Here is a 22,764-nt window from a genome sequence, read left to right on the forward strand (position 1 = left end):
GCGATGCGGCGGCGCTTCCGAAAGCCTCGCGCCGGAGCCGCGGCCGGGCTCCCGAGCCGGGGCGAACTGCTGGAATTCGACGCCGTGGGGCCGTGCGGTGCCGGAATTCGACACTCGGTGGGCGGGCCGCTGTGCCTATGGTGAGCTGTGAGTTCGATGGTGGCCGAGCGGGCGGTACTTCCCGGGTGGACGGTTCCGCTGATCTTCGTGGTGGGTGCGATTTCGCAGTATGTGGGCGCCGCTATCGGGGTGTTCCTGTTCGACACGACCGAGCCGTCGACGGTGGCCTGGCTGCGGGCGGGTGCGGCGGCGGTGGTGCTGCTGGCCTGGCGGCGGCCCTGGCGCAACCGGTGGACCCGGCGCACGGTGCTGATCGCGGCCGGATTCGGGGTGGTCACCGTGCTGATGAACGTGGTGTTCTACGAGGCGATCGCGCGGATTCCGCTGGGGACGGCGGTGGCCATCGAATTCCTCGGACCGGTCGCGGTGGCGACGCTCGGATCCCGCCGGCCGCGTGATGTGCTCGCGGTGGTGCTGGTGGCCGCCGGGGTATTCCTGCTCGCGGGTGTCCGGATCGACGTGCAACCTGTCGGCGTCGGGTTCGCGCTGGCCGCCGCCGCGGCGTGGGCGGCCTACATCCTGCTCGGCAAGCGGGTGGCCGATGCCGGGGAAGGACTGGATTCGCTGGCGGTCGGCATGGCGGCGGCCGCGGTCCTCCTCGCGCCGTTCGTGCTGATTCCGCAATTGGCCATCGACGTGGGCGTTTTCGCCGATCCGCGCACCTGGCTGTTCGGCGTCGGAGTGGGTGTCCTGTCGAGTGCGGTGCCGTACGCGCTGGATCAGCTGGTGCTGGCCAGGGTCGGCCGGGCCCGGTTCGCGCTGCTGCTGGCGCTGCTGCCGGCGACCGCCGCCATCGTGGGCGCGCTCCTGCTCACCCAGCGCCCCGAGACCGCGGAGGTCGCGGGCATCGTGCTGGTCATGGTGGCACTCCTGATCAACGCCGCACCGGGGCGGCGCTCGCGCGCCGAACCACCCGCGCCGCTCTAGGGCAGGAACGCGAAGATCGTTGCCGGTGAACCGGATCCGCCCCGGTACAGGGCGCCGCCGACCAGCACCCAGGCCCCGGTAGCGGGCAGCTCGGCCAGATTGGCCAGGCATTCCAGGCTGATCCGGTGCTCCTGGTACAGCAGCTTGGACACGGTATAGGTGTCGTCGGTGCCGAGATCGGGGCCGAACGTGTCGATACCGAGCGCGCCCCGGCGGCCCAGCCGCCCGGTCCGCAACAGCCACTCGGCCGTCTCCACCGCGAAACCCGGCTGGTGATAAGCGGATTCACCCTCGCCGATGAATTCCGGCCGGCCCCACAGGGCATCCCACCCGGTCCACGCGATGATCGCCGACCCGCCCGGAATCCGGCCGTGCCGCGACTCCCACTGCTTCAGATCGGCCACACCGATCGCGTAATCGCGATCGTCCTTGCACTGCTCGCGCACATCGATCTTCACCGCGGGCAGCATCAGATCGGCCAGGTCGAGCTGATCCGCCGCCAACCCGTCGGCGTCGAAGTGAATCGGTGCGCCCCAATGGGTTCCGGTGTGCTCACCCTGCTGCACATACCGCAGGTAATACCCGTCGTTGGCGATGGTGGCCGCGATATCGACGCGGAACTCCGGATCGCCGGGAAACAGGGGAGTGGTGGCCGGATCGTGCACATGCGACAGGCTGACCGGCCGCCCGAACGGCGGATTCACGGCTTCCCCTGTCCCGCATCCGGCGCCAGCACCCGCTCCAGCGCCCGCAGGTCCTTCTCCAGTGCCATGAACAGAACATAGACGCCGAGGAAGGCCACCACGCTGCCAATCGCCAGGAACCGCAGCACCACAATGATTTCGGCGAGATCCGCCGGTACCAGCAGGGTGGCGCTGGCGACGGAGAGCAGGGGGATGGCGGCCGCGCCGAGCATCCAGGCGCCGCAGCGGCGGCGTAGGCGGTGCAGGAGGACGGCGTCCCGGGCGCTGATTTCGCCGTGGCTCAGGAACATCGGGTAGATGCAGCGGATGAGGTAGAAGTTCATCAGCAAGAAGGGGTAGACGAGGGCGATCGCGCCGCAGATGGCGTGTGAGACGAAATAGTGGGCGTAGGCGTAGGCGGACGGGACCTCGTCACCGGTGCCCGCCAGCAGGAACGGGAAAGACACCCCGGACAGCATCCACATCGAGAAGACCGCGATGAGCGCGCGGTCGCCGAACTGGATGGTGTTGGTCCGGGCGCGATGCAGGGTCTCGGGGGAGTACCGGACGCCGGTGCGCAGGCCGTGCGGAACGAAGATCAGGTGCCGGCCGAAGTAGACCATCACCGCCGCCCCCACGGTGAAGTAGGCGGCATTCGTGATCGCGGTGGTCAGGTCGATTCGGTCCTGCGCCTCCGCGGACATGTGATTGATGATCAGGGCGCGGTTGTGCTCGATGTTGTACAGCGAGGCAAGGGCATTCGGAACGCCGATGGCCAGCGCGATCAGCAGGACCCGCCAGTGCCGCAGGTGCCGTCGCAGGCTGCGCTGCGGTGGGTCGACCAGGTCCCGCGCGTGTTCGTCGAGGCACAGATCCAACTGCTGGGCGAGCACCGCGCCGGTACTCCAGCGCCGATGGGGTTCCGGTTCCAGACAGGTCAGCAGGACACGGCGCAGCGCTGCCGGGCAGTCGGCGGGCAGCTGTCGCAGCGCGGTGGCGCGCACGCCGCCGCGCCGCTGCTCGAGCGCCGCAGCTGGAGAATCGGCACCGCCGAAGGGAAGCGTTCCGGTGAGCAACTCCCACAGCAGCACACCGAGCGCATAGATGTCCGCGCGTGAATCGAGCTCCGGCGCTTCCGAATCGAGGGCGCGAGACAGTTCTTCGGGCGAGCTATAGGCCGTCGTTACCGTCGGGGCCTCGAGGCCCGGATCGTCAGTTGTTCGCTCCGGCATGAAGTCCGCCAGCTTCGGCACACCCTCCGCCGTGAAGAGAACATTCGAGGGCTTCAGCGCACGGTGCCCTACGCCGTGCCGTTCGGCGTAGTCCAAGGCCTCGGCCAGCCGCCGCCCGATCCACGCGACGGTCTCCGGCCAGGAGAGCGCCGCGATCTCGGCGCGCACCCGGGAATCCGACGGCCGGATCTCACCGGCCGCTTCCACGGCCGCGTCCACGGCGCGCAGCAGCACCCGCCCACCCTCGGCGCCCACCCCGGCCCCCCGCTGCTCGAGCACCTCCGCCGCCGTCCCACCCGGCACGTACTGCATGTACACCAACCGGCCGAACGCCGCACCGTCGGCGAACACCACCATCCGGTGGTCGAACACCCGCACGATATGCGGATGATCCAGCCGCGCCATGGTGTGCGGTTCATCGACGCCACCCGTCGAAAGCCGCACCGCGACAAGGCGTTGCATCGACCGCTGCCGAGCCAGGAAGACCCGGTTCGACGCCGGATCGGGGGCGGCGCCCAGCTCGGTCAGCAGGTCGAAGTCGTCGATTCGCTGCCCGGGCGCGATCTCGGCCAGGGTCCGGTCGATCCGCAGGACGTTCGCGTCGATCCGGTCCGCTCCGGTCGCCGCCAGGTGCGCCCGCACCCGGTCGGCCAGGTCGGGGTATTCGGCGAGGAAGTCCTCGAGGGGCAGCGGCCCGCTGCGCCGCCGTGCCACGAATTCCTCGCGGAGCAGATCCACCAGCTCGGGACTGTCCTGGAATTCCGGGAATTCGGTGCGGTAGTCGGTGATGCGCTTGCCGAGCCCGGGGCGCTCCCAGCGGTGCCGGATATCGATGCGCACCAGATCGGACAGCACCGCGAGGCGCGCTTCGGATTCGTCGGGGACGTAGGCCGCCAGCGGTGGGGGATCGGTGCGGGTCCCGGACAGCGAGCGTCGCCAGTCGGCCGAGAACCGGGCGATGCTGTCGGCCAGGCGCACGGTCACCGGGGCGGCTCCGCCACCGTGGTCGCGGCCTCGGCCGGCTCGGCCGGGATCGGCCGCAGCGGCGCCAGAACGCCCGTGCGCATCGGCACCGAATCCTCGGTGAGGGTCGGCGCGACCACCCGCACCAGCGCCTGCAGGTCCGCCTCGAGCGCCCGGAACAGCAGGTAGGCGCCGACGAAGGCGAAGATGCCGCCCGCACACAGCACGCGGACCGCGACGATCACCTGCGGAATGTCGCCGGGCGGCAGGAAGGTCACACCGGCGACGGCGAGCAGCGGCACCGAGGCCGCGATCGCGAGATATCCGCTGCAGCGGCGGTCGAGCCCGCGCAGCCACACCGCGTCGTCGGCGCTGATCTCGCCGTGGCGCAAGAAGACCGGGTACACGCACCGGACGATATAGAACGTGGCCAGGAAGAACGGATACGAGGCCGCGATGGCGCCGCACACCAGGATCGAGGCCAGGAAGTGCACCACCGAGCGCCCGGTGATCTCGCCGGTCGCCAATTGCAGCGCGACCGGGAAGGTGATGCCCGAGAGCACCCAGAGGCAGAACGGAATCGCCACGGCTCGTTCGCCGAGGAGCAGCGCGTCGGCGCGGGCCCGGCGCAGGGTGTCCGGGTCGTATTGCTTGCCGTGCCGCAGTCCGCGCGGCACGGTCAGCACGTAGCGCGACAGGTAGACGATCAGCAGGAAACCCAGCGGGAAGAAGATCGAGTTCACCGCGCCGGTGACGATCAGGAAGGTGCGCTGCGCGTCCGCGGTCATCCGCTCCACGATCAGCGTCTGGTTGTGCTGGATGTTGTACAGCGAGGCCAGCACATTCGGCAGACCAAGCGAGACCAGCAGCACCGGCATCAGCCAGGGCCGCAGGCGCAGCCGCCAGCTGTGCGGCTTCGGGTCCACCAATTCGCGGGCGCGGGCGTCCAGGCACAGGTCGAACTGCTTGGCCAGCACCTCGCCGCTGGCCCAGCGGTCGTCCCGGTCGGGGGCCAGGCAGGTCAGCAGGACCCGGCTCAGCGCGGCCGGGCAGTCCGGCGGAACCCGCTGCAGCGCGGCGGCTTCCACGCCCTCGCCGCGGCGCTCCAGCATGGCTTCCAGGGTGGTGTCGTCGCCGTGCGCGCCGGCGCCGGCGGTGCTGTCGTCGAAGGGCTTGGCGCCGGTCAGCAGTTCCCACAGCACGACGCCGAGCGAGTAGATGTCGGCGCGGGTGTCCAGATCGGCGGCGGACCGCGCGCGGCCCGGATGGCAGGCCTCGAGCTGTTCCGGCGACATGTAGGCCAGCGAGCCGCCGAAGTAGGCGACCGGGCTGGTGCCCTCGACGTTGCGGCTGAAACTGATGTTGAAATCGGCCAGTTTCGGCACGGCCTCGGCGGTGAGCAGCACGTTCGCGGGTTTCACGTCGCGGTGCAGTACGCCGTGATCGGAGGCGTAGTGCAGCGCCTCGGCCAGCCTGCGGCCCAGCCAGGCGACGGTTTCCGGCCAGGAGAGCGCGGCGATCTCGGCCCGCACGCTCGAATCGGTCGGCCGGATCTCGCCTTTCTCCTCCATCGCCGCGTCCACCGCGTCCAGCAGCAGCCGGCCGCTGCGTTCGGCGGGCGGGGTGGCACGCACCCAGCGCAGCACGCCCAGCAACGTGCCGCCGGGCAGGAACTGCATGTACAGCAATCGGAGCCGGCGGGACGCGCCGTCGCCGCCGCCCCCGGCATCGAGCAGGCGCTGGTCGAACACGCGCACGATGTAGTCGTGGTCGAGCTGGGCCAGTGTTTGCGGCTCGGTGCCGTGATCCGCGGAGATCTTCACCGCGACCAGGCGTTGCATCGAGCGCTGCCGGGCCAGGAACACCCGCGCGAAGGCTCCGCTACCCAGCCCGGTGAGCAGGTCGAAATCATCGATCTGCTGGCCGATTTCGATGCGATCCAGCGGGGCGAGGGCATCGGGCTCGGCGCCGGTGGGCGTGTCGAACCCGGTGGCGCTGAAGTCCGGCGCGACCGCGGCGGTGCTGTCCGGGGCGGCGCCCACGGTGTGCGTGCCGTCGTAGGCGGCGGTGCGCGTGTCCTCGAGTGGCGCGGCGCGGGTCTCGTCCAGTGGCGCGGCCTGGGTGGCTTCGCCTGGTGTCGCGCGGGTTTCGATGTCCGCCGCGGCGGTCCGCAGACTGGGCTCGTCTTCCGGGCCGGAGCGGCGCGTGCTCTGGTCCACGTCATCGGAATTGAGCAGTTCCCGCAACTCGGCTGCCTGGTAAGGAAATTCGCGCAGGCATTCGCGCGGGTCCACCCGCTCGCCACTGTGCCGGCGCACGACGAATTCCTCATACACCAATCCCGCGGGCAGGCTGCGCTGCTCGAGTTCCGGGAATTCCACGCAGTATTCGGTGAGGCGTTTACGCCGGCGCGGGGTATCCGCGCCCGTCGCGCGGCGCAGCCAGCGATGCCGGAGATCGACTCGAATGAGCTCGATCAAGGCCTCGCGGCGCAGGGTCTGGGCATCGGGCAAATATTCCGCGATCTGCGGGACCTCGGGTGTACCCTGCCCGGCCGCGACCGCACGAGCAGCGGATTCCCAAGCGGCGGAGAATGCTTCCACCGCACCGAAGTCGGTCCGGACCGCGCCGAAGCTGTCGGAACCCGTGTCGGGACTGGAATCTCTTTCGGACTCGGCACTCATTCTCATGACCTACTGGCTCGGCGGATGTTCACAGTGTCCGCTCTGTCGGTCGGAAGGGTGTGCTGGAGAAAAATCTCCGCCACACCCGACGTCATCATGCCCCGAGCAGTATTCGGAATGATAACTTGCGGCTCTATAGCAATCACCCGATTTCGACTACGAGCGATGGGGGCGATTCAACACATGTACGAAGAGCGTACGGCGGTTGCCTGGAACATGGCTTCCGAAGATGTAATCGCCGAAAACACCTCTGCTGACAACAACTCTGAGCCGATCGAAGAAGACCACTCGGTTTGTAGTGACCTCTCGGGCGCCGCCCGGGGTCCGGCCGGGGCCATCGCCGCCGGCATCCACGAGGCCACCGTGGCCCCGACCGAGGTGGTCGACACCGCCCTGTGGCGGATCGCCGAGCAGAACCGGAAGACCAACGCCTTCAGCGTCATCCGCACCGAGCAGGCCAAGACCGAGGCCGCCGAGCTGGAGCAGCGTTCGGATCTGGAGGAGCTGCCGATGGCCGGCGTGCCCGTCGCGGTGGAGCACACCATCGCGGTAGCGGGCGAGACGATGCTGGCCGGCTCGGCCGCCAGCGATCCGGCTCCGGCCCGCTCCGACGATCCGCTGGTGCGCCGACTACGCGCGGCCGGCGCGGTCGTGGTCGGCCTGACCTCGGTGTCGGAACTGGGTCTGTGGGCCACCACCGACGGCGCGGGCCACATCACCCGTAATCCCTGGAATCCCAAGCGCACCGCGGGTGGCGCCTCCGGTGGCGCGGCGGCGGCGGTGGCCGCCGGGCTGGTGCCGGTGGCGCACGGCACCGACGGGCTCGGCTCGGTCCGCGTCCCCGCCGCCTGCTGTGGCGTCTACGGATTCAAACCGGGCCGCTACATCGTGCCGAATGCCGACGATCGGTCCGGAATGTCCGAAAGCGGCGTGCTGGCAACCACTGTCGGCGACGCGGCGCTGATGCTCTCGGTGCTGGCGGCGCGCCCGAACCTAGCGGAGGTGGACCCGCCCGGGCGACTACGCATCGCCCTGGTGGTGGCTCCACCGCTGCGCTTCCTGCGGGTCGACCGGCACTGGGCCACCGCGGCCCGGACCGCGGCGGCCGTCGCCGCCGCCGGTGGGCATCGCGTCGAACTCACCACCCTGCCCTACGGCAACGCCATGCTGGTGTCGCTGCTGCGCTGGCTGACCGCGGCGGTCCCCGCGGCGGCGCGGCTCATCTATCCCGAACGCCTGCAAACCCGGACCCGCTGGCACCTCGCGCTCGGCGAACTGGTGCTGCGCCTGCGGCTGGTGCGCCCCGCGCAGATCGATCGGATCGAGGCGCGCCTGCTGGAATTCTTCGAACGCTACGACGTCGTGATCACCCCGACGCTGGCCACCGCACCGCCGCGAGCCCGGGCCTGGAGCGCCCGCGGCTGGTTCGCGAATGTGCTGTCGGGCACCTGTTTCGCGCCGTTCGTCGCGATCTGGAACCTGGTCGGCTGGCCTGCCGCCTCGATCCCGATGGGCATGCATCCCCGCTCGAACACCCCGGTCGCCGCGCAATTGGCGGGGCCGCCCGGAAGCGAAGTCACCCTGTTGCGCCTCTCGGCGCAGCTGGAGGAGCTACGCCCCTGGGCCCGCACCGTGCACTGAGCTACCGGCGAGCGCTACCGCCTACGAGGCCGCCGCGGCGGCGGCGGGGCGCTCTCCGGTGGCCGAGAAGCCGCCGGTGACAGCCCGTCCGGCGAATTCCAGGATGGTCGGGCGGCTGTCGTCGGCACGCCAGGCCACCGCGAGCTCGCACGGCGCGAGCCCGGTGACCGGCCGGGCCGTCAGGCCGGGCCAGCGGTACATCGGCACGTTGTTCTCGGCGAGCAGGCAGACGCCGAGCCCGAGGCCGACAGCCTCCAGCTTGTCCTCGGTGGTGGCCGCTTCGGCGCCGATCTTGGCCTGGCGCCCGTTGCGGGCGTCGTTGCCGAGCCAGAAGTCGCGCACCGCACCGGCTTCGGAGGGCAGCGCGACGAACGGCTCGTCCAGCAGATCGCTGAACGCGATGCTCTCCTGCTCGGCGAGCGCGTGGTTCTCCGGCAGCAGCACCCAGCGCTGTTCGGTGCGCAGCACCTGCCAGCGGTAGCGGTTCTGGTCCGGCAGCGGCAGCCAGACCAGTGCCAGGTCGGCCTGGCGGCCGGACAGGCCGCTGGAGGGGTCGGTCCAGGAGGCGGCGTGCAAGGCGAGGCGGTGCCCGCTGGCGCTCTCCAGATCGTTGAGAAGCCCGCGCCCGAGCGCGGATTGGATGCCGACGCGCAGCACCTCACCCGCTTCCTGCAGCGAGACGTTGGTGACTTCCCAGAGTTCGAGAATCTTGCGGGCGCCTTCGAGCAGCTCCTTGCCGGCGACGGTCAGCGCGACACTGCGCTGGTTGCGGTCGAACAGGACCACGTCGAGCTGGCGTTCCAGCTGACGGATCTGACGCGAAAGGGTGGGTTGAGCGATGTGCAGGCGTTGTGCCGCGTTGGTGAAGTGCAGTTCTTCAGCGACGGCGACGAAATACCGCAGGTCGCGCAAATGCGGGTCCATAGCCCCTTGCTATCAGAATCAGTCCTGAATTTCCAGCCTTATCAGGCCAGAAAGTTCGGATACGGGTACCGAAACAAACGACAGGTTTGTTAGGGACAGCATATTCGCTCGACGGTTCGCATGCACCACCGCCTCCGCGAACTGATGGCATCCGCATCCCGGGTGTTGGGAACGATCTTTGCTGGTCGTTTGACCAGCGGTGATGCGATCGTGACCTGACCAGGCGGGCGAGGAGGCGCGCGGCCAGTGATCGGCCGGAAAACCGACGCTGACCGGGTGGTGATCGGAACACTTGGTACATTGTGAGATTAGTCACAAATGGTTTGGCCGGTGGCTCAGATGAGCCACCGGCCGCTGTGTCATCCGCCCGTTCAGACGTTGCGGGCGCGATCCTCGTAGGCCTTGCGCTTGGCCGCGTCGACATCGTCGAGGAACGCGTGGCTCGCGCCGAGCGCCCGCGCGATGCCGTCGCCCACCGCCTCCGGCAGCAGTCCGACCACCTGCGAGATGATGCCCGCCACCGCGGTCACCCGGACCTTGGACTTGGGCGCCGCGATCAACGCCACGATCGCGTCCGCGATCTCCTCCGGCTCGGCCGGACGCAGCAACTTCGGCGCGGTGACGCCGGCGCCGAGTTCGGTATTGGTCAGCGTCGGCAGCACCGAGGAGAAATGCACCCCGGTCTCCCGGTATTCCTCGCGCAGCGTGTCGGTGAAACCGAGCACCGCGTGCTTACTCGCGTTGTATGTAGCCAGTCCCGGAATATGGGTCTCACCGGCCAGCGAGGCGATATTGATGACGTGCCCGCTGCGCCGCGGCAGCATTCGCTTCAACGCCAGTTTGGAACCGAGAATCACGCCGTAGACATTGATATCGAGAATCCGGCGGGTGATCTGATCCGGCTCGTCGGCCAGCTTGCCGGTCGGCATGATGCCCGCGTTGTTGATCAGCACATCGATCGGGCCGACGGTGCGCTCCACCTCGTCCAGAAACGCCTCGAACGAGGCGGACTCGGTGACGTCGAGCTTGCCGTACAGCTCGAAATCCCGGGCCGCGCCCGACTCCTTGACGGTGGTCTCGTCGATATCGCCGATCGCCACCTTCGCGCCCAGCGCCTGCAGCGCGGTGGCGGTGGCCAGCCCGATGCCGCGCGCGCCGCCGGTGATGACGACGACCTTGCCGCGGATTTTCGTCGAGTCCATTGCTACCCCTTGAGTTTCAGCAGAGCGGGAATATCGATCCGGCGCAGGCCGCGCGCACCCGCGGCCCGCATCGCGCCCAGCGCGAACAGCAGATTCGCCGGCTTGGCCGGGTACCAGAACAGTTCCTTCTGCTGGGTCGGCAGGATCGGCTTGGTGATGGCCTGGGTCCGGCAGTACTTGCGCACGCCGTTGGCCCCGCCCCAGCGCGCACCGACGCCGGACTGACCCCAGCCGCCCATCGGCAGCGCGTAACTGAACAGGTTGGAGAAGACGTCGTTGATGTTGACCGCGCCCGCGGTCAGCTGCCGGGCGACGCGCTCGCCGCGCTCCTTGTCCCCGGTCCACACCGAGGCCGACAGCCCGTAGATCGAATCGTTGGCCAGCCGCACGGCTTCGGCCTCGTCGGCCACCTTGACCACCGGCAGCGTCGGACCGAAGGTCTCCTCGGTGATGCAGGACATGGTGTGGTCGACATCGACCAGCACGGTCGGCTCGAAGAAGGTGCCCTGCCCGGTCCGCTTGCCGCCGGTCAGCACCTTCGCACCGGCCGCGACGGCCTCCTCGACGTGGCGCTGCACGATGCTCACCTGGTTCTCGTTGGCCAGCGCGCCGACATCGTGCGCGATCTCGCGGCCGTCGATGCCCTGACGCAGCGCCCGCACGTTCGCGGTGAGCTTGGCGACGAACTCGTCGTAGACCGGCGCCTCCACGTAGACCCGCTCCACCGAGATGCAGACCTGGCCCGCGTTGAACATGCCGCCGAAGGCGATGCCGTGCGCGGCCCGGTCGATATCGGCGTCGGCCAGCACGATCGCCGGATCCTTGCCGCCGAGTTCGAGCGAGTAGGGGACCAGCCGCTCGACGCAGGCGGCGGCGATCTTCTTACCGGTCGCGGTCGACCCGGTGAACTGGATGTAGTCGGCGTTGCCGACCACCGCGGCGCCTGTCGCCCCGGCGCCGGTGACCACGGCGAATACCGGCGGCGCCCCGATTTCGGCCCAGCCCCGGGCCAATTCGAGCGCCGAGAGCGGCGTCACCTCCGACGGCTTCAGGATGACCGCGGCGCCCGCGGCCAGCGCCGGGATGACATCCATGATCGGCATGGCCAGCGGGAAGTTCCACGGCGTGATCACCCCGACCACCGGATACGGCTTGTAGGTGATGGTGAGCTTCTTGACCCGGGCCAGCGGGCTGTGCGGCGAGGGATGATCGTCGGTGAGGAAGCCGCCGGCCCGGCGCGCGTAGTAGCCGATCAGATCGCAGCCGAAGGCCGGGTCGATGAGTGCGTCGGCGCGCGGCTTGGAGGTCTCCGACTGCAGCACGTCGGCCAGGTGCTCGGTGTTGTCGATCAGCCAATCCTGCAGTTTCAGCAGCCATTCCTTGCGACCCTCCGGGCCGATCGCCTCCCACTCCGGCTGGTACAGCCGCAGCTCGCGCACCGTGGCGGCGACCTCGTCGGCGGACTGCACCGGCACGCTGCCGACCAGTTCACCGGTGCCGGGGTTGTGCACCTCGATGACGGACGGCGCCTCGGCCTTCTTGGATTCGGTATTGGTCACGCTGTTCTCCCACTGCATTGCGCTGAACACTGTGCTTCAACTCACTCGTCTATGATCGTGGCACAATCCGGACAGAGCTTCTTGGCCCAATCTGTCAATGGAACCGGGCTGATTTGTATCCAAAGCACAAATGGAGGTGGCCATGCCCGAGCCCGGCAGCGAGGAGATCCGGGACTGGCTGGCCGACTACGTCTACGAGACGATGCGCACCGAATCGCTGGAGCAGGTGGTCGATCGGCTCAACTCGGTCATCGTCGCGCGCATCCCGGAGCTCGCCGACCGCGATATGCGCCGCGACCTCACCGCCAGCACCCGCGCGCACGCCCGCGCCATGCTGCCCGGATTGACCAGTGACACCTTCGAATTCACGATTCCGGAGGAGGCGCACGCCTTCGCGCGCACCATCGCCCGGCGCGGCTTCGAGCTGCGGTTGCTGCTGCGGATCTATCACGTCGGCCAGGAGGCCGTGCTCGATTACATGACCGACGCCATCGATCAGCGGCAGGCGCCCTACGAGATCGAGCGCGCGGTGCTGCTGCGTCTGTTCGGTCGCTCCTCGAAATGGGTGAGCACCTCGGTCGAGTTGCTCACCGACACCTATATGGAGGAGCGCGAGCGAGTCTTCCGCGCCGCCCTGAACCGGCGCACCGAAACCGTGCACGCCCTGCTGAGCGATCTCGACGCCGCGAGCGCCGGGGCGGATACCGAGCAGGCCTCGATCCGGCTCGGCTACCGGTTGGCCGGCCAGCACCTGGCCTTCGTGCTGTGGACCGACGAACCCGGCGGCGAGATCCCGGGGGAGGGCGAGGCGATCGGGCTGCTCGATCGGGTCGCCGCGCGGCTGGCCGCCGCGCTCGGCACCGCCCGGGTGCTCACCGTGCCGTCGGGATCGAGCGACATGTGGGCGTGGGCCGGACTGGACGACGGTGCGCAGGCCGCGAAACTGACCGCGCCGGAGGAACTTACCCGGCTGGCCGACCTGGTGGAGGCGCCGGTGCGGGTGGCGTTCGGGGTGCCGGGCGCGCACGTGGCCGGGTTCCGGGCGAGTCATCGGGAGGCGGTGGCGGCGCGCAATGTCGCCGATCGAGGCGAGCCGGGGGCGCCGCGAGTGCACGCCTATCGGGAGGTCGAGATCGCTTATCTGGCCGGCGTCGACGACGCGGCGATGCGCGGCCTGATCGGCCGGGAATTACGCGCGCTCGCCGGGCGCGACAGCAACGCCGCCCGCCTGCGCGAGACACTGCACGCCTACCTGAGCAGCCATCGCAGCCCGGAGGCCACGGCCAAAGTGCTCGGCGTACACAAGAACACGGTCCGCTATCGGATCCAGCGGATCGAAGAATTACTCGGGCATTCGATCGAGGCACGCAGTCTCGCCTTGGCGACCGCGCTGGCCTGTGTGGCCGCGTACGGCCCCGATGCGCTGCCTTGATCGATCAGTCCAGGGAATCTCCGGCGCCGACCCGGCGCAGCGGCGGCTCGGCGGTCGGTGCCACCGGGGCCACTCTGGTATCGGGTAGGTCGGTCAGCAATTGGGTGGTGGCCGCCGCGATCGTGGCGACCGCTCGGTCGACGGCCGCCTTGGTCGTGCTGCTCAAGCCGGAAACCCCACCGACCTTGCGCACGTACTGCAGTGCGGCGGCATAGATTTCCTGTTCGGTAGCGGCAGGTTCCAGGCCACGCAGGAGGGTGATGTTGTCACGCATGCGTGCAGATTAGCCCGCTATGGGGCAATGCGGCAGGGTCAGAATTAAAGAAGGGGTAAATCCTCGCCCCGGTGCAGACTCCGAGCCGGGATTGCCCCGCGAACACGCGCAACGCATTCGCGATAAGACGAGCTAGCCCGGGATCTTTCAGGAACAATCGACGGTATGCCTGCCCGCGGGATACCTACCTTGACAACCTTCCCCTACGAGGAGCTCGACAAGCGGGAGGAAGACCACTGGTCCGGTGCCGCCGTCTCCGATGACGAACTGCGTGCCCTCGCGCTCGGCGGCTTCTACTCCGCCCGCTGGGACGCCTTCCACGACGCGCTGCTGCTCGGCCCGGAGCGCGAGCATCCGCTCGGCGACCGCCGCGAGCTCGCCATCGACACCCTGACCGGCGCCTGGGGCATCACCGACGGCACCGAGGCGCAGGCCTCGATGGAACAGCTGCTCGACGGCATGCACGGCCCGCTCTACGCGCTGGTGCATCCGCTGGTGATGGCCTCCATCAACGCCAGCGAACGGGACCGCTTCGGCGAGCGCGCCGATCGGCATCGCGCCTTCCTGCGGCAGGTCGGTTCCTTCCGCGGCATGGACAATCCGGAGGCGCTGGTCCGCGACTACGACATTTGGTCCCAGGCCATCAAGATCGGTTTCACCGATCACCTCTCCAAGCCGCTGCCCACCGATATCCACGCCTGGGATCTGGCCCGCGTGGTCGCGGTGGCCCGGATGGCGTTCACCGCCGGCTACCTCGACGCCGATGTGGCCTGGGCCTATTTGATGCGCGCGCTGCCCATCGCCCAGCGGAAATACCGGAACTGGCGGCAATTCGGCGACGCCTACCTGACCGGCTGGACCTACTGGCAGGCCTGTGAGGATCTGGCCGAGCTCAAGAACGGCGGCGTCGATCGCCGGATGGAACTGCTGCGGCTGTGGACCCGGCCGACCAGCCCGTGGCGGCGCATCGCGCTCAACGACCCGGCCTGACCCGGGCAGCGAAAACGCCGCGCGGAGTACCGCGCGGCGTTTTCGGCGTCTATCCGCTACAGCCCGTCGGGCAGTGAGCGCAGGATGCCGCGGCCGTAACGCTGGAACTGGGTGTCGTCCACCATGCCCAGCGAATGCCGCTCGACCAGCAGCTCCCACTCCGAATACAGCTGCGACACACTGGGATCCGCCGGACCCATGGCGCCGTCGGTGGCGGCGCGCCGGATCGCGAAGTTCAGCGCCAGGCTGACCCGCTCGGTGTCGGCGCGGTCGCTGCCGGTGAAGCGCAACGTCAGCTTGCCGTCGTTGACCTCGAGCGCGGGCTCGTGCCGGGTGGTGCCGATCTCGCCCGGCGAGGCCTTGGTGCCGTCGGTGCTGTGCGCCCACAGCACGGCCGCGATCGGCAGCTCGTGGGCGTAGCGGGTGCCGGAACCGATAGAGATGAACAGCAGCCGCTCGGTGGTGGCGGCCAGCAGACCCGGGCCGGTGCCGGCGGGAGGATGGGCCACGGCGACCGCGGTCTCGAGCACGTACTCCTCGGGCGTGACGAAGCGGTGCAGGGCGGCCACCGCCGACTTGGCTTCGCGCTTGGTCGCCATCCGGCGCACGGCGCGATCCACATCGGCGCGAACCGGGCCGTTCTTGTCCCAGGTCGGGTCGGGCGGGTGCAGATCGGGGGCGGCCACGTCGACGCGCTGGGTGGCCAGGATCTGCGCGTTGATCTTGTCGACGATCTCGCTGGCCTGCGGCACATCGTGCTCGGCGATCAGGACGGGCAGGGGAGTGCGGTCCGCGGGCACGCCGGTCAGCACCGGAGTCGGGTATCGCAGGTAGATTTCGATGACAACCGCGTCGTCGGCACGCCGATTCAGCCGGACCTTGAGTAGATCGGTGACCGGGACGTCCAGCACGCGCTCGCCATCGGTGCCGGGGCGTAGCACGATCAACCGCCCGCGGCCGTGACGCACAATCGCTGTGGGTGTCCGTAGCTCGACTATGTCCATACCCCCTGCGTTCGTTTCGGCATGATCGGGGCCCTCCACGGTTACACCTGCTGCCTTCTCCGGGCCGGACCTCTCATGTTCATGCTCTTGATGTGTCGTCGCCCACGATAGGCCGAACATGCCATGATTGTGAGCACTTGAGTTAACCCGGACCGGTGAGATCGGGAACCGACTGGGCCTCCCGGCCGTTTAGCTCACGAACTGCACCAACTGCCGAACTGCGCGATGTATCGAGTAGAACCGTACGCGGTAACGTGGCATGTCCGCATCCGAACCCGTCCGAGCGGGGCCCGGACGGGGACGGGATTTATGCCGCTGGGCATGTCGAAACACCGACGGGCCCGACGTTCTCGCTAGGCAGAACCGGAGACACCGGAAAGGACTGGCCGCCCGGCCGACGCTCTATGAACCGCAAGACAGTGTTTCGCACCCTGGCCATAATCGTGGGCATCTTGCTCGTGGTTATGCTGTTCAGCTATTTCGGTAACGACACGCGCGGGTGGAAGAACGTCGACACCTCCGTGGCGCTGCAACAGCTGAACGACAAAGGCAACGTCAAGAACGTGCAGATCGATGACCGCGAGCAGCAGTTGCGGATCGAGCTGAACAACGGAAACGACGCCACCAAAGGCTCGAACAAGATCCTCGCGAAGTACCCGAGCGGTACCTCCAACCAGATCTTCGACGCGGTGAAGGCGACCGGCACGCAATACAACACGGTCGTCAAGACCGAGGGCTGGCTGACCCAGATCCTGTTGTTCGTGCTGCCGATGATCATCCTGCTCGGCCTGTTCGTCTTCGTGATGGGGCGCATGCAGGGTGGCGGCCGCGGCGGCATGATGGGCTTCGGTAAGTCCAAGGCCAAGCAGCTGTCCAAGGACATGCCCAAGACCACCTTCGCGGACGTGGCCGGCGCCGACGAGGCCGTCGAAGAGCTGTACGAGATCAAGGATTTCCTGCAGAACCCGGTGCGCTACCAGGCCCTCGGCGCGAAGATCCCGAAGGGCGTGCTGCTCTACGGTCCGCCCGGCACCGGTAAGACGCTGCTCGCGCGCGCCGTCGCCGGTGAGGCCGGCGTTCCGTTCTTCACCATCTCCGGTTCGGACTTCGTCGAGATGTTCGTCGGTGTCGGCGCCTCCCGGGTGCGCGACCTGTTCGATCAGGCCAAGCAGAACAGCCCCTGCATCATCTTCGTCGACGAGATCGACGCCGTCGGCCGCCAGCGCGGCGCCGGCCTGGGCGGCGGTCACGACGAACGCGAGCAGACGCTGAACCAGCTGCTCGTCGAGATGGACGGCTTCGGCGATCGCACGGGTGTCATCCTGATCGCGGCCACCAACCGTCCCGACATCCTGGACCCGGCGCTGCTGCGCCCGGGCCGCTTCGACCGCCAGATCCCGGTCAGCAACCCCGATCTGGCCGGCCGCCGCGCCATCCTGCGGGTGCACTCCTCGGGCAAGCCGATCTCGCCCGACGCCGACCTCGAGGGTCTGGCCAAGCGCACCGTCGGCATGTCCGGCGCCGACCTGGCCAACGTCATCAACGAGGCCGCGCTGCTCACCGCCCGCGAGAACGGCACGGTCATCACCGGCGCCAACCTCGAGGAATCGGTGGACCGCGTGATCGGCGGCCCGCGCCGCAAGAGCCGCATCATCAGCGAGCACGAGAAGAAGATCACCGCCTACCACGAGGGCGGCCACACCCTGGCGGCCTGGGCGATGCCCGATATCGAGCCCGTCTACAAGGTCACCATCCTGGCGCGCGGCCGCACCGGCGGCCACGCCATGACGGTGCCCGAGGACGACAAGGGCCTGATGACCCGCTCGGAGATGATCGCCCGCCTGGTCATGGCGATGGGCGGCCGCGCGGCCGAGGAGCTGGTGTTCCACGAGCCGACCACCGGCGCCTCCTCCGATATCGATCAGGCCACCAAGATCGCCCGCGCGATGGTCACCGAGTACGGCATGAGCGGGCGCCTGGGCGCGGTGCGCTACGGCCAGGAGGCCGGCGATCCGTTCCTCGGCCGCTCGATGGGGCAGTCCTCGGATTACTCGCACGAGGTCGCCGGCGCCATCGACGAGGAGGTGCGCAACCTGATCGAGGCCGCGCACACCGAGGCGTGGGCCATTCTCAACGAGTACCGCGATGTGCTGGACGTACTGGCCACCGCGCTGCTGGAGAAGGAGACGCTGCACCGGCGCGAGCTCGAAGAGCTGCTCGCCTCGGTCGAGAAGCGGCCGCGGATCACGGCTTTCAACGATTTCGGCGAGCGCCTGCCCTCCGACAAGCCGCCGGTGAAGACCCCGCGTGAGCTGGCGCAGGAGCGCGGCGAGCCGTGGCCGCCCGCCGAGTCGCTGCCCGCCCCGGCGGGCGTCAAGCGCGAGCCCGCTCCGGCCAACGGCTACCAGCCGCAGCCCGAGGGCTACACCGGCCAGCCGCAGTACAACTACCCGCCGCCGGCCGACCCGGGTTACCGTCCGCAGCCGACGCAGGGCTTCCCGCGTCCCGCGAGCGGCACCCACGGTTCGCGCCCGGATTACGGCGCACCGGCCGGCTGGTCCGCGCCGGGCTGGCCGCCGCGCGAGGAGCCGCAGCAACAGCAGCAGCAGTCCGGTCAGCCGCCCTACCAGCCGTGGCGCAATCCGCAGCCGGGTCAGGGTCAGGGCCCCGAACGCGGCTACGACCGCGGCGGTTACGACGAGCCGTCCGACGGCGAGAACGAGAACCGCGATTGGGATGGCCCGAACAGCCGGCACTGAGCGGATTAAAGCGGTGCCCGCCCCCGTTGTCATCAGCGGGAGCGGGCGCCGTTTACGCTCGTACGGTGGGGTGCCGAGGGATTGCCGGTGCCCGGGATTTGGAGGTGTCTCGATTGTCGGCAAACCAGAACGGTGACAGCCACGCGGTCGGCGTCGCGAACGGTGCCGCCGAGCGGGCCCCCGGCAACGCGGTCAACGGCGCGGCGCCCGCGCCGCAGGAGCTGGTCGCCCTCGAAACCGGGAGCACCTTCGATCAACCCCGCGCCGAAGCCGCGATCCGGGAGTTGCTGCTCGCTGTCGGCGAGAACCCGGACCGCCCCGGCCTGCTCGATACTCCGGCCCGCGTGGCCCGCGCCTACCGCGAGATGTTCGCCGGGCTCTATCAGGAGCCGGACGCGGTCCTGAACACCACCTTCGACGAGGGCCATCAGGAATTGGTGCTGGTCCGCGACATCCCGCTGTACTCGACCTGTGAGCATCACCTGGTGTCGTTCCACGGCGTCGCGCACGTCGGCTACATCCCGGGCGCGCACGGCCGGGTGACGGGCCTGTCCAAGCTGGCCCGGCTGGTCGATCTGTACTCCAAGCGCCCGCAGGTCCAGGAGCGGCTGACCAGCCAGATCGCCGACGCTCTGATGCGCAAGCTGGATCCGCGCGGCGCCATCGTCGTGGTCGAGGCCGAGCACCTGTGCATGGCCATGCGCGGCATCCGCAAGCCCGGCGCCAGCACCACCACCTCGGCGGTGCGCGGCATGCTGCAATCCAACGCCGCCTCGCGTTCCGAGGCGCTGGACCTCATCCTGCGGAAGTGAGCGCCGCCCTCATGACCGAAAGCGGGACGCGGGGGACCGGTGTGGTGGTTCCGCGCGACGGTCGCTCCTGCGTGGTGATGGGGGTCGTGAACGTCACCAGCGATTCGTTCTCCGACGGCGGTCGCTACCTGGATCCGGGTGTCGCTGTGGCGCACGGGATCTCGCTGTACGAACTGGGCGCCGACATCATCGATGTGGGCGGCGAGTCGACCCGGCCCGGCGCGGCGCGGGTCGATCCCGAGACCGAGGCGGCGCGCGTGGTCCCGGTGATCCGCGGGTTGGCGGCGGCGGGCGTGCCGACCAGCGTGGACACCATGCGGGCCCGGGTGGCCGAGGCCGCCATCGGCGCGGGTGTCGCCATGGTCAACGACGTCTCCGGCGGCCGTGCCGACGCCGACATGGTGCGGGTCGTCGCCGCGGCCGGGGTGCCGTGGATTCTCATGCACTGGCGCGCCGAGGCGAACTACGAGCACACCGGCCCGGCCGAACACTACGACGACGTGGTTGCCGAGGTGTCGCGGGAACTGCGGCAGCAGGTCGAGCTCGCGGTGGCCGGCGGCGTCGCCTACGACAAATTGATCCTCGATCCCGGCATCGGCTTCGCGAAGAACGCCGACCACAACTGGGAGCTGCTGGGTGCGCTGACGGCCGGGGCCGAGCTGACCGGCATGGGCCTGCCGCTGCTGATCGGCGCCTCCCGCAAACGTTTCCTCGGATCGTTGCTGGGCGGCGCCGACGGCCCGCGCCCGCCGGCCGGCCGGGAGATCGCGACCGCCATTATTTCCGCGCTGGCCGCCGAACACGGTGCATGGGGTGTCCGTGTGCACGACGTGCGCGCCTCGCTGGACGCCATCGCGGTCACCGACGCCTGTACCCGGGCCGCCGCCCGGGTGCGCGACAAGCACCGGCGCGAGCGGGAACTGTGGTCCCGGAGGGAAGTACGGCATTGAGCACCGACCGCATCGAGCTGCGCGGCCTGCGCGTGTTCGCCCATCACGGCGTCTTCGATTTCGAGCGCCGGGACGGCCAGGAATTCGTCGTGGATCTGACGCTGTGGACCGATTTCACGGCTGCGGCGAAGTCCGACGACATCGCCGACACCGTGCACTACGGCGAGCTGGCCGAGAGCGCGGTGCGGATCGTGAGTGGCACGCCGCGCAATCTGATCGAGACGGTGGTGGCCGAGCTGGCCGACGAGGTGATGACCGATCCGCGCGTGCGGGCCTGCGAGGTGGTGCTGCACAAGCCGTCCGCGCCGATCCCGCATACCTTCGCCGATGTCCGGGTGGTCACCAGCCGGAGTCGCGAATGACGCGCGCGGTGCTGTCGATCGGGTCGAATCTCGGCGATCGGCTGGCGCAGCTGCGCAGCGTGGTGGACGGGCTGGGGGAGCGGGTGCGCGCGGTGTCGGCGGTGTACTCGACCGCGCCCTGGGGCGGGGTCGAGCAGGACGACTACCTCAATGCCATTGTCCTGGTGGACGATCCGGAGTTCAGCTGCCTGGACTGGCTGCGCGCCGGGCAGCGGCTGGAGCAGGCCGCCGATCGGGTGCGCGAGGTGCGCTGGGGCGCGCGCACGCTCGACGTCGACGTGGTGTGGTGCGCGGACGGTGCTCGGCCGATCCGCAGCGCCGACCCGGAGCTGACGCTGCCGCATCCGCAGGCCCAGCATCGGGCCTTCGTCCTGGTGCCGTGGCTGGAGGTGGACCCGGCCGCCGAACTCGAGCTCGACGGCGTCGCACACCCGGTGCGCGAACTGCTGCGCGGCCTGGACCCGGCCGAGCGTGACGGCGTGCGCCGCACCGAGCACCTATTGGCCACGACGACCCGCGGGGACGAACCGTGCAACACCAACTGAAGCCGACCCGCATCCTGGATCTGGTCGTGAACCTGCTGGTCGCGGCCGTGGTGGCCTGGGCGGCCACCCGTATCGCCTACGCCAATTTCCCGTCCATCTCGATCTTCGCGGGTGCGTCGTTGTTCCCGGTGGCGGTGATCGAGGCGGTGCTGGCGTTCATGATCCGGGCCAAGGTCAGCAACGACGAGATCGGGGCCGGCAGCTATCGGCTGCATCCGATCACCGCGGCCCGTGCTGTGGCATTGGCCAAGGCGTCGGTGCACGTCGGTTCGATCGCGGCGGGCGTCTGGCTCGGCTTCCTGTGTTGGGTATTACCCCAGCGCGGGACCTTGCGCGCGGCCGCCGCCGATTCGCCCGGCGCCATCGTCGGTCTGCTCGCGGGGCTGGCCCTGGTGGCGGCGGCTTTGTGGCTCGAGTATTGCTGTCGCGCGCCGGACGACCCCTCCGACGACGCCGCAACCACATAGCAAGCTGGTCGGTCGGAATTATTCCGATTGTCCCTGTGCCTGCCGCGTCATCCGAGCTACCCTGGCGGGCATGGTTTCACCCTCCCGTACCAGCACTTCCCGGGGACGACGGGACCAAGCGGGAAAAGTATTCATCGGTTCGCTGATTCTGCTCGGTCTGGTTGCCAGCGTTTTCCTGGTCTTCAGCGATAGCTTGCAATTTGTCAGAATCGGCTTGGTCGCGGCGCTCTGGGCCGCCGTGATCGGCGCGTTGGCCGCGACGCGCTACCGCAAGGAAGCCGCCGTGGACAAAGCCAAGGTGGGTGACCTGCAGAAGGTCTACGAGTTGCAGCTGGAGCGCGAGGTGACCGCGCGGCGCGAATACGAGCTCGGCGTGGAGGCCCGGGTGCGGCACGAGGTCGGGGCCGATGCCGCCGAAATGGCCGCGCTCAGAACCGAACTCAGCGTGCTACGGCACAATCTGCAGCGGCTCTTCGACGGAGAGCTACCCGTGGAACGGCCCGCACTGCGCGCCGACGCCACCAGACTCCAGGAATTACCGGGTGGCCCGGCCAACCCGGCGAACAATAGCTCCGCGAATGCCGACCCGTGGATGATGGGCCTGCCCGGTGCGCCCGCCGAACAAATGCGCAGCACCGTGACCCCGGTCTTCTCGCCGGATCACCCCGAGGCCCCGCAGTTCGCGAGCCCGTTCGACGAGCCGGTGACCGCCGAGACCCAGGCCGTGCCGCGCGAATACTACGAAGACGACGGCATCGAGGACGCCGAGATCACCGACGAACGCCGCTACCCCGAGCCGCCGCGTTCCGGCTCGTCCTGGTCCGGTGCCTTCACCGAGGCCAAGGCGCCCGCGGCCCCGCAGCCCAAGGCCGCCCCGCGCCGGCTGCCGCCGCCGGAGCCCGAGTCCCGCCCGAATCCGCGCCTGCACCCCACCACCACGGCCGCCCCGGCGCCGCACGTCGGCACGCCCACCGCGCGCCGGCGCCGCCGCGTGGACGCCGACGCCGAGTCCGGCCCGGGCTCGCGCAAGCTCTCCGTCGCCGAGATCATGGCCAACCTGCAGTCGGAGGAGAACGGCCGCGCCTAGGTCGCGGCCCTGACGCTCACCTTGGTGCCCTAGATCACCCCCGCCTGCCGTGGCGGCGGCCAACCTCGGGCCGATATCCTTTTGACGTAACGTCTGGTACCCGCACGCCGGGACTGGAACGGAAAACTCGAGAGGACAGTGTTGACC

The 22,764-nt window shown here is 69.2% G+C and carries 19 protein-coding genes; 11 read left to right on the forward strand and 8 right to left on the reverse strand.

Features of this window, described 5'->3' with window-relative positions; translation table 11 throughout:
• The first annotated feature begins 156 nt into the window (after positions 1–156).
• A complete protein-coding gene (locus AB0H76_RS26425) occupies positions 157–1,047 on the forward strand; it encodes an EamA family transporter (RefSeq protein ID WP_357329916.1) in 891 nt (296 codons plus the stop codon).
• Here AB0H76_RS26425 and AB0H76_RS26430 read toward each other — a convergent pair.
• Genes AB0H76_RS26430 through AB0H76_RS26440 form a run of 3 tightly spaced genes read right to left on the reverse strand, consistent with a single transcriptional unit; the run spans position 1,044 to position 6,609 of the window.
• Complete coding sequence (locus AB0H76_RS26430) at positions 1,044–1,751, reverse strand: cyclase family protein (protein ID WP_357329177.1); 708 nt, start codon at positions 1,749–1,751, stop codon at positions 1,044–1,046. The genes AB0H76_RS26425 and AB0H76_RS26430 overlap by 4 nt on opposite strands.
• Positions 1,748–3,946, reverse strand: coding sequence for a serine/threonine-protein kinase (locus AB0H76_RS26435; protein ID WP_357329179.1), 2,199 nt, complete (start codon positions 3,944–3,946; stop codon positions 1,748–1,750). Before AB0H76_RS26435 ends, AB0H76_RS26430 begins: the two co-directional genes overlap by 4 nt.
• Positions 3,943–6,609 (reverse strand): serine/threonine-protein kinase, encoded by a 2,667-nt coding sequence (locus AB0H76_RS26440; protein WP_357329181.1) that lies wholly within the window; start codon positions 6,607–6,609, stop codon positions 3,943–3,945. The genes AB0H76_RS26435 and AB0H76_RS26440 overlap by 4 nt, the downstream gene beginning before the upstream one ends.
• 216 nt (positions 6,610–6,825) lie before the next feature.
• Here AB0H76_RS26440 and AB0H76_RS26445 point away from each other — a divergent pair, with 216 nt between their 5' ends.
• A complete protein-coding gene (locus tag AB0H76_RS26445) occupies positions 6,826–8,250 on the forward strand; it encodes an amidase family protein (protein WP_357329183.1) in 1,425 nt (474 codons plus the stop codon).
• Positions 8,251–8,271: 21 nt separating this feature from the next.
• Here AB0H76_RS26445 and AB0H76_RS26450 read toward each other — a convergent pair whose 3' ends face one another.
• From AB0H76_RS26450 to AB0H76_RS26460, 3 genes are all read right to left on the reverse strand, one after another.
• The gene (locus AB0H76_RS26450; RefSeq protein WP_357329185.1) at positions 8,272–9,174 is read right to left on the reverse strand and encodes a LysR substrate-binding domain-containing protein; all 903 of its coding nucleotides are present in this window, start codon (positions 9,172–9,174) and stop codon (positions 8,272–8,274) included.
• Positions 9,175–9,545: 371 nt separating this feature from the next.
• The gene (locus AB0H76_RS26455) at positions 9,546–10,376 is read right to left on the reverse strand and encodes an SDR family oxidoreductase (RefSeq protein ID WP_357329186.1); all 831 of its coding nucleotides are present in this window, start codon (positions 10,374–10,376) and stop codon (positions 9,546–9,548) included.
• A 2-nt stretch (positions 10,377–10,378) separates the two neighbouring features.
• Entirely contained in the window at positions 10,379–11,935 is a 1,557-nt protein-coding gene (locus AB0H76_RS26460) for an aldehyde dehydrogenase family protein (protein WP_357329188.1), read from the reverse strand.
• Between the two features lie 142 nt (positions 11,936–12,077).
• Between AB0H76_RS26460 and AB0H76_RS26465 the strand changes: the two genes are divergently transcribed.
• A complete protein-coding gene (locus AB0H76_RS26465; RefSeq protein WP_357329190.1) occupies positions 12,078–13,367 on the forward strand; it encodes a helix-turn-helix domain-containing protein in 1,290 nt (429 codons plus the stop codon).
• Positions 13,368–13,371: 4 nt separating this feature from the next.
• Here the strand turns inward: AB0H76_RS26465 and AB0H76_RS26470 are convergent, their stop codons facing one another.
• The gene (locus AB0H76_RS26470) at positions 13,372–13,641 is read right to left on the reverse strand and encodes a DUF2277 domain-containing protein (protein ID WP_357329192.1); all 270 of its coding nucleotides are present in this window, start codon (positions 13,639–13,641) and stop codon (positions 13,372–13,374) included.
• 189 nt (positions 13,642–13,830) lie between these two features.
• Between AB0H76_RS26470 and AB0H76_RS26475 the strand changes: the two genes are divergently transcribed.
• Positions 13,831–14,631 (forward strand): DUF1266 domain-containing protein, encoded by an 801-nt coding sequence (locus AB0H76_RS26475; RefSeq protein ID WP_357329194.1) that lies wholly within the window; start codon positions 13,831–13,833, stop codon positions 14,629–14,631.
• 56 nt (positions 14,632–14,687) lie between these two features.
• Here AB0H76_RS26475 and AB0H76_RS26480 read toward each other — a convergent pair whose 3' ends face one another.
• The gene (locus AB0H76_RS26480) at positions 14,688–15,635 is read right to left on the reverse strand and encodes a hypothetical protein (protein WP_357329196.1); all 948 of its coding nucleotides are present in this window, start codon (positions 15,633–15,635) and stop codon (positions 14,688–14,690) included.
• Between the two features lie 404 nt (positions 15,636–16,039).
• Here AB0H76_RS26480 and ftsH point away from each other — a divergent pair, with 404 nt between their 5' ends.
• The 7 genes from ftsH to AB0H76_RS26515 all read left to right on the forward strand — a co-directional run bounded on the left by ftsH (position 16,040) and on the right by AB0H76_RS26515 (position 22,617).
• Positions 16,040–18,394: an ATP-dependent zinc metalloprotease FtsH gene (gene ftsH, locus AB0H76_RS26485; protein WP_357329198.1), complete on the forward strand. Its 2,355-nt coding sequence runs from the start codon at positions 16,040–16,042 to the stop codon at positions 18,392–18,394.
• Positions 18,395–18,615: 221 nt separating this feature from the next.
• The gene (gene folE / locus AB0H76_RS26490; RefSeq protein WP_357329918.1) at positions 18,616–19,206 is read left to right on the forward strand and encodes a GTP cyclohydrolase I FolE; all 591 of its coding nucleotides are present in this window, start codon (positions 18,616–18,618) and stop codon (positions 19,204–19,206) included.
• A gap of 11 nt (positions 19,207–19,217) precedes the next feature.
• A complete protein-coding gene (gene folP, locus AB0H76_RS26495) occupies positions 19,218–20,156 on the forward strand; it encodes a dihydropteroate synthase (protein WP_357329920.1) in 939 nt (312 codons plus the stop codon).
• Positions 20,153–20,518, forward strand: a complete 366-nt coding sequence (gene folB / locus AB0H76_RS26500; RefSeq protein ID WP_357329200.1) for a dihydroneopterin aldolase — start codon at positions 20,153–20,155, stop codon at positions 20,516–20,518. The genes folP and folB overlap by 4 nt, the downstream gene beginning before the upstream one ends.
• Entirely contained in the window at positions 20,515–21,063 is a 549-nt protein-coding gene (folK, locus tag AB0H76_RS26505; RefSeq protein ID WP_357329202.1) for a 2-amino-4-hydroxy-6-hydroxymethyldihydropteridine diphosphokinase, read from the forward strand. Before folB ends, folK begins: the two co-directional genes overlap by 4 nt.
• Positions 21,048–21,530, forward strand: a complete 483-nt coding sequence (locus AB0H76_RS26510) for a DUF3180 domain-containing protein (RefSeq protein ID WP_357329204.1) — start codon at positions 21,048–21,050, stop codon at positions 21,528–21,530. The genes folK and AB0H76_RS26510 overlap by 16 nt, the downstream gene beginning before the upstream one ends.
• Before the next feature lie 193 nt (positions 21,531–21,723).
• Complete coding sequence (locus tag AB0H76_RS26515; protein WP_357329205.1) at positions 21,724–22,617, forward strand: DUF6779 domain-containing protein; 894 nt, start codon at positions 21,724–21,726, stop codon at positions 22,615–22,617.
• The last annotated feature ends 147 nt before the right edge of the window (positions 22,618–22,764 follow it).

It is taken from the genome of Nocardia sp. NPDC050712 (assembly GCF_040654295.1).
Lineage (GTDB): Bacteria > Actinomycetota > Actinomycetes > Mycobacteriales > Mycobacteriaceae > Nocardia.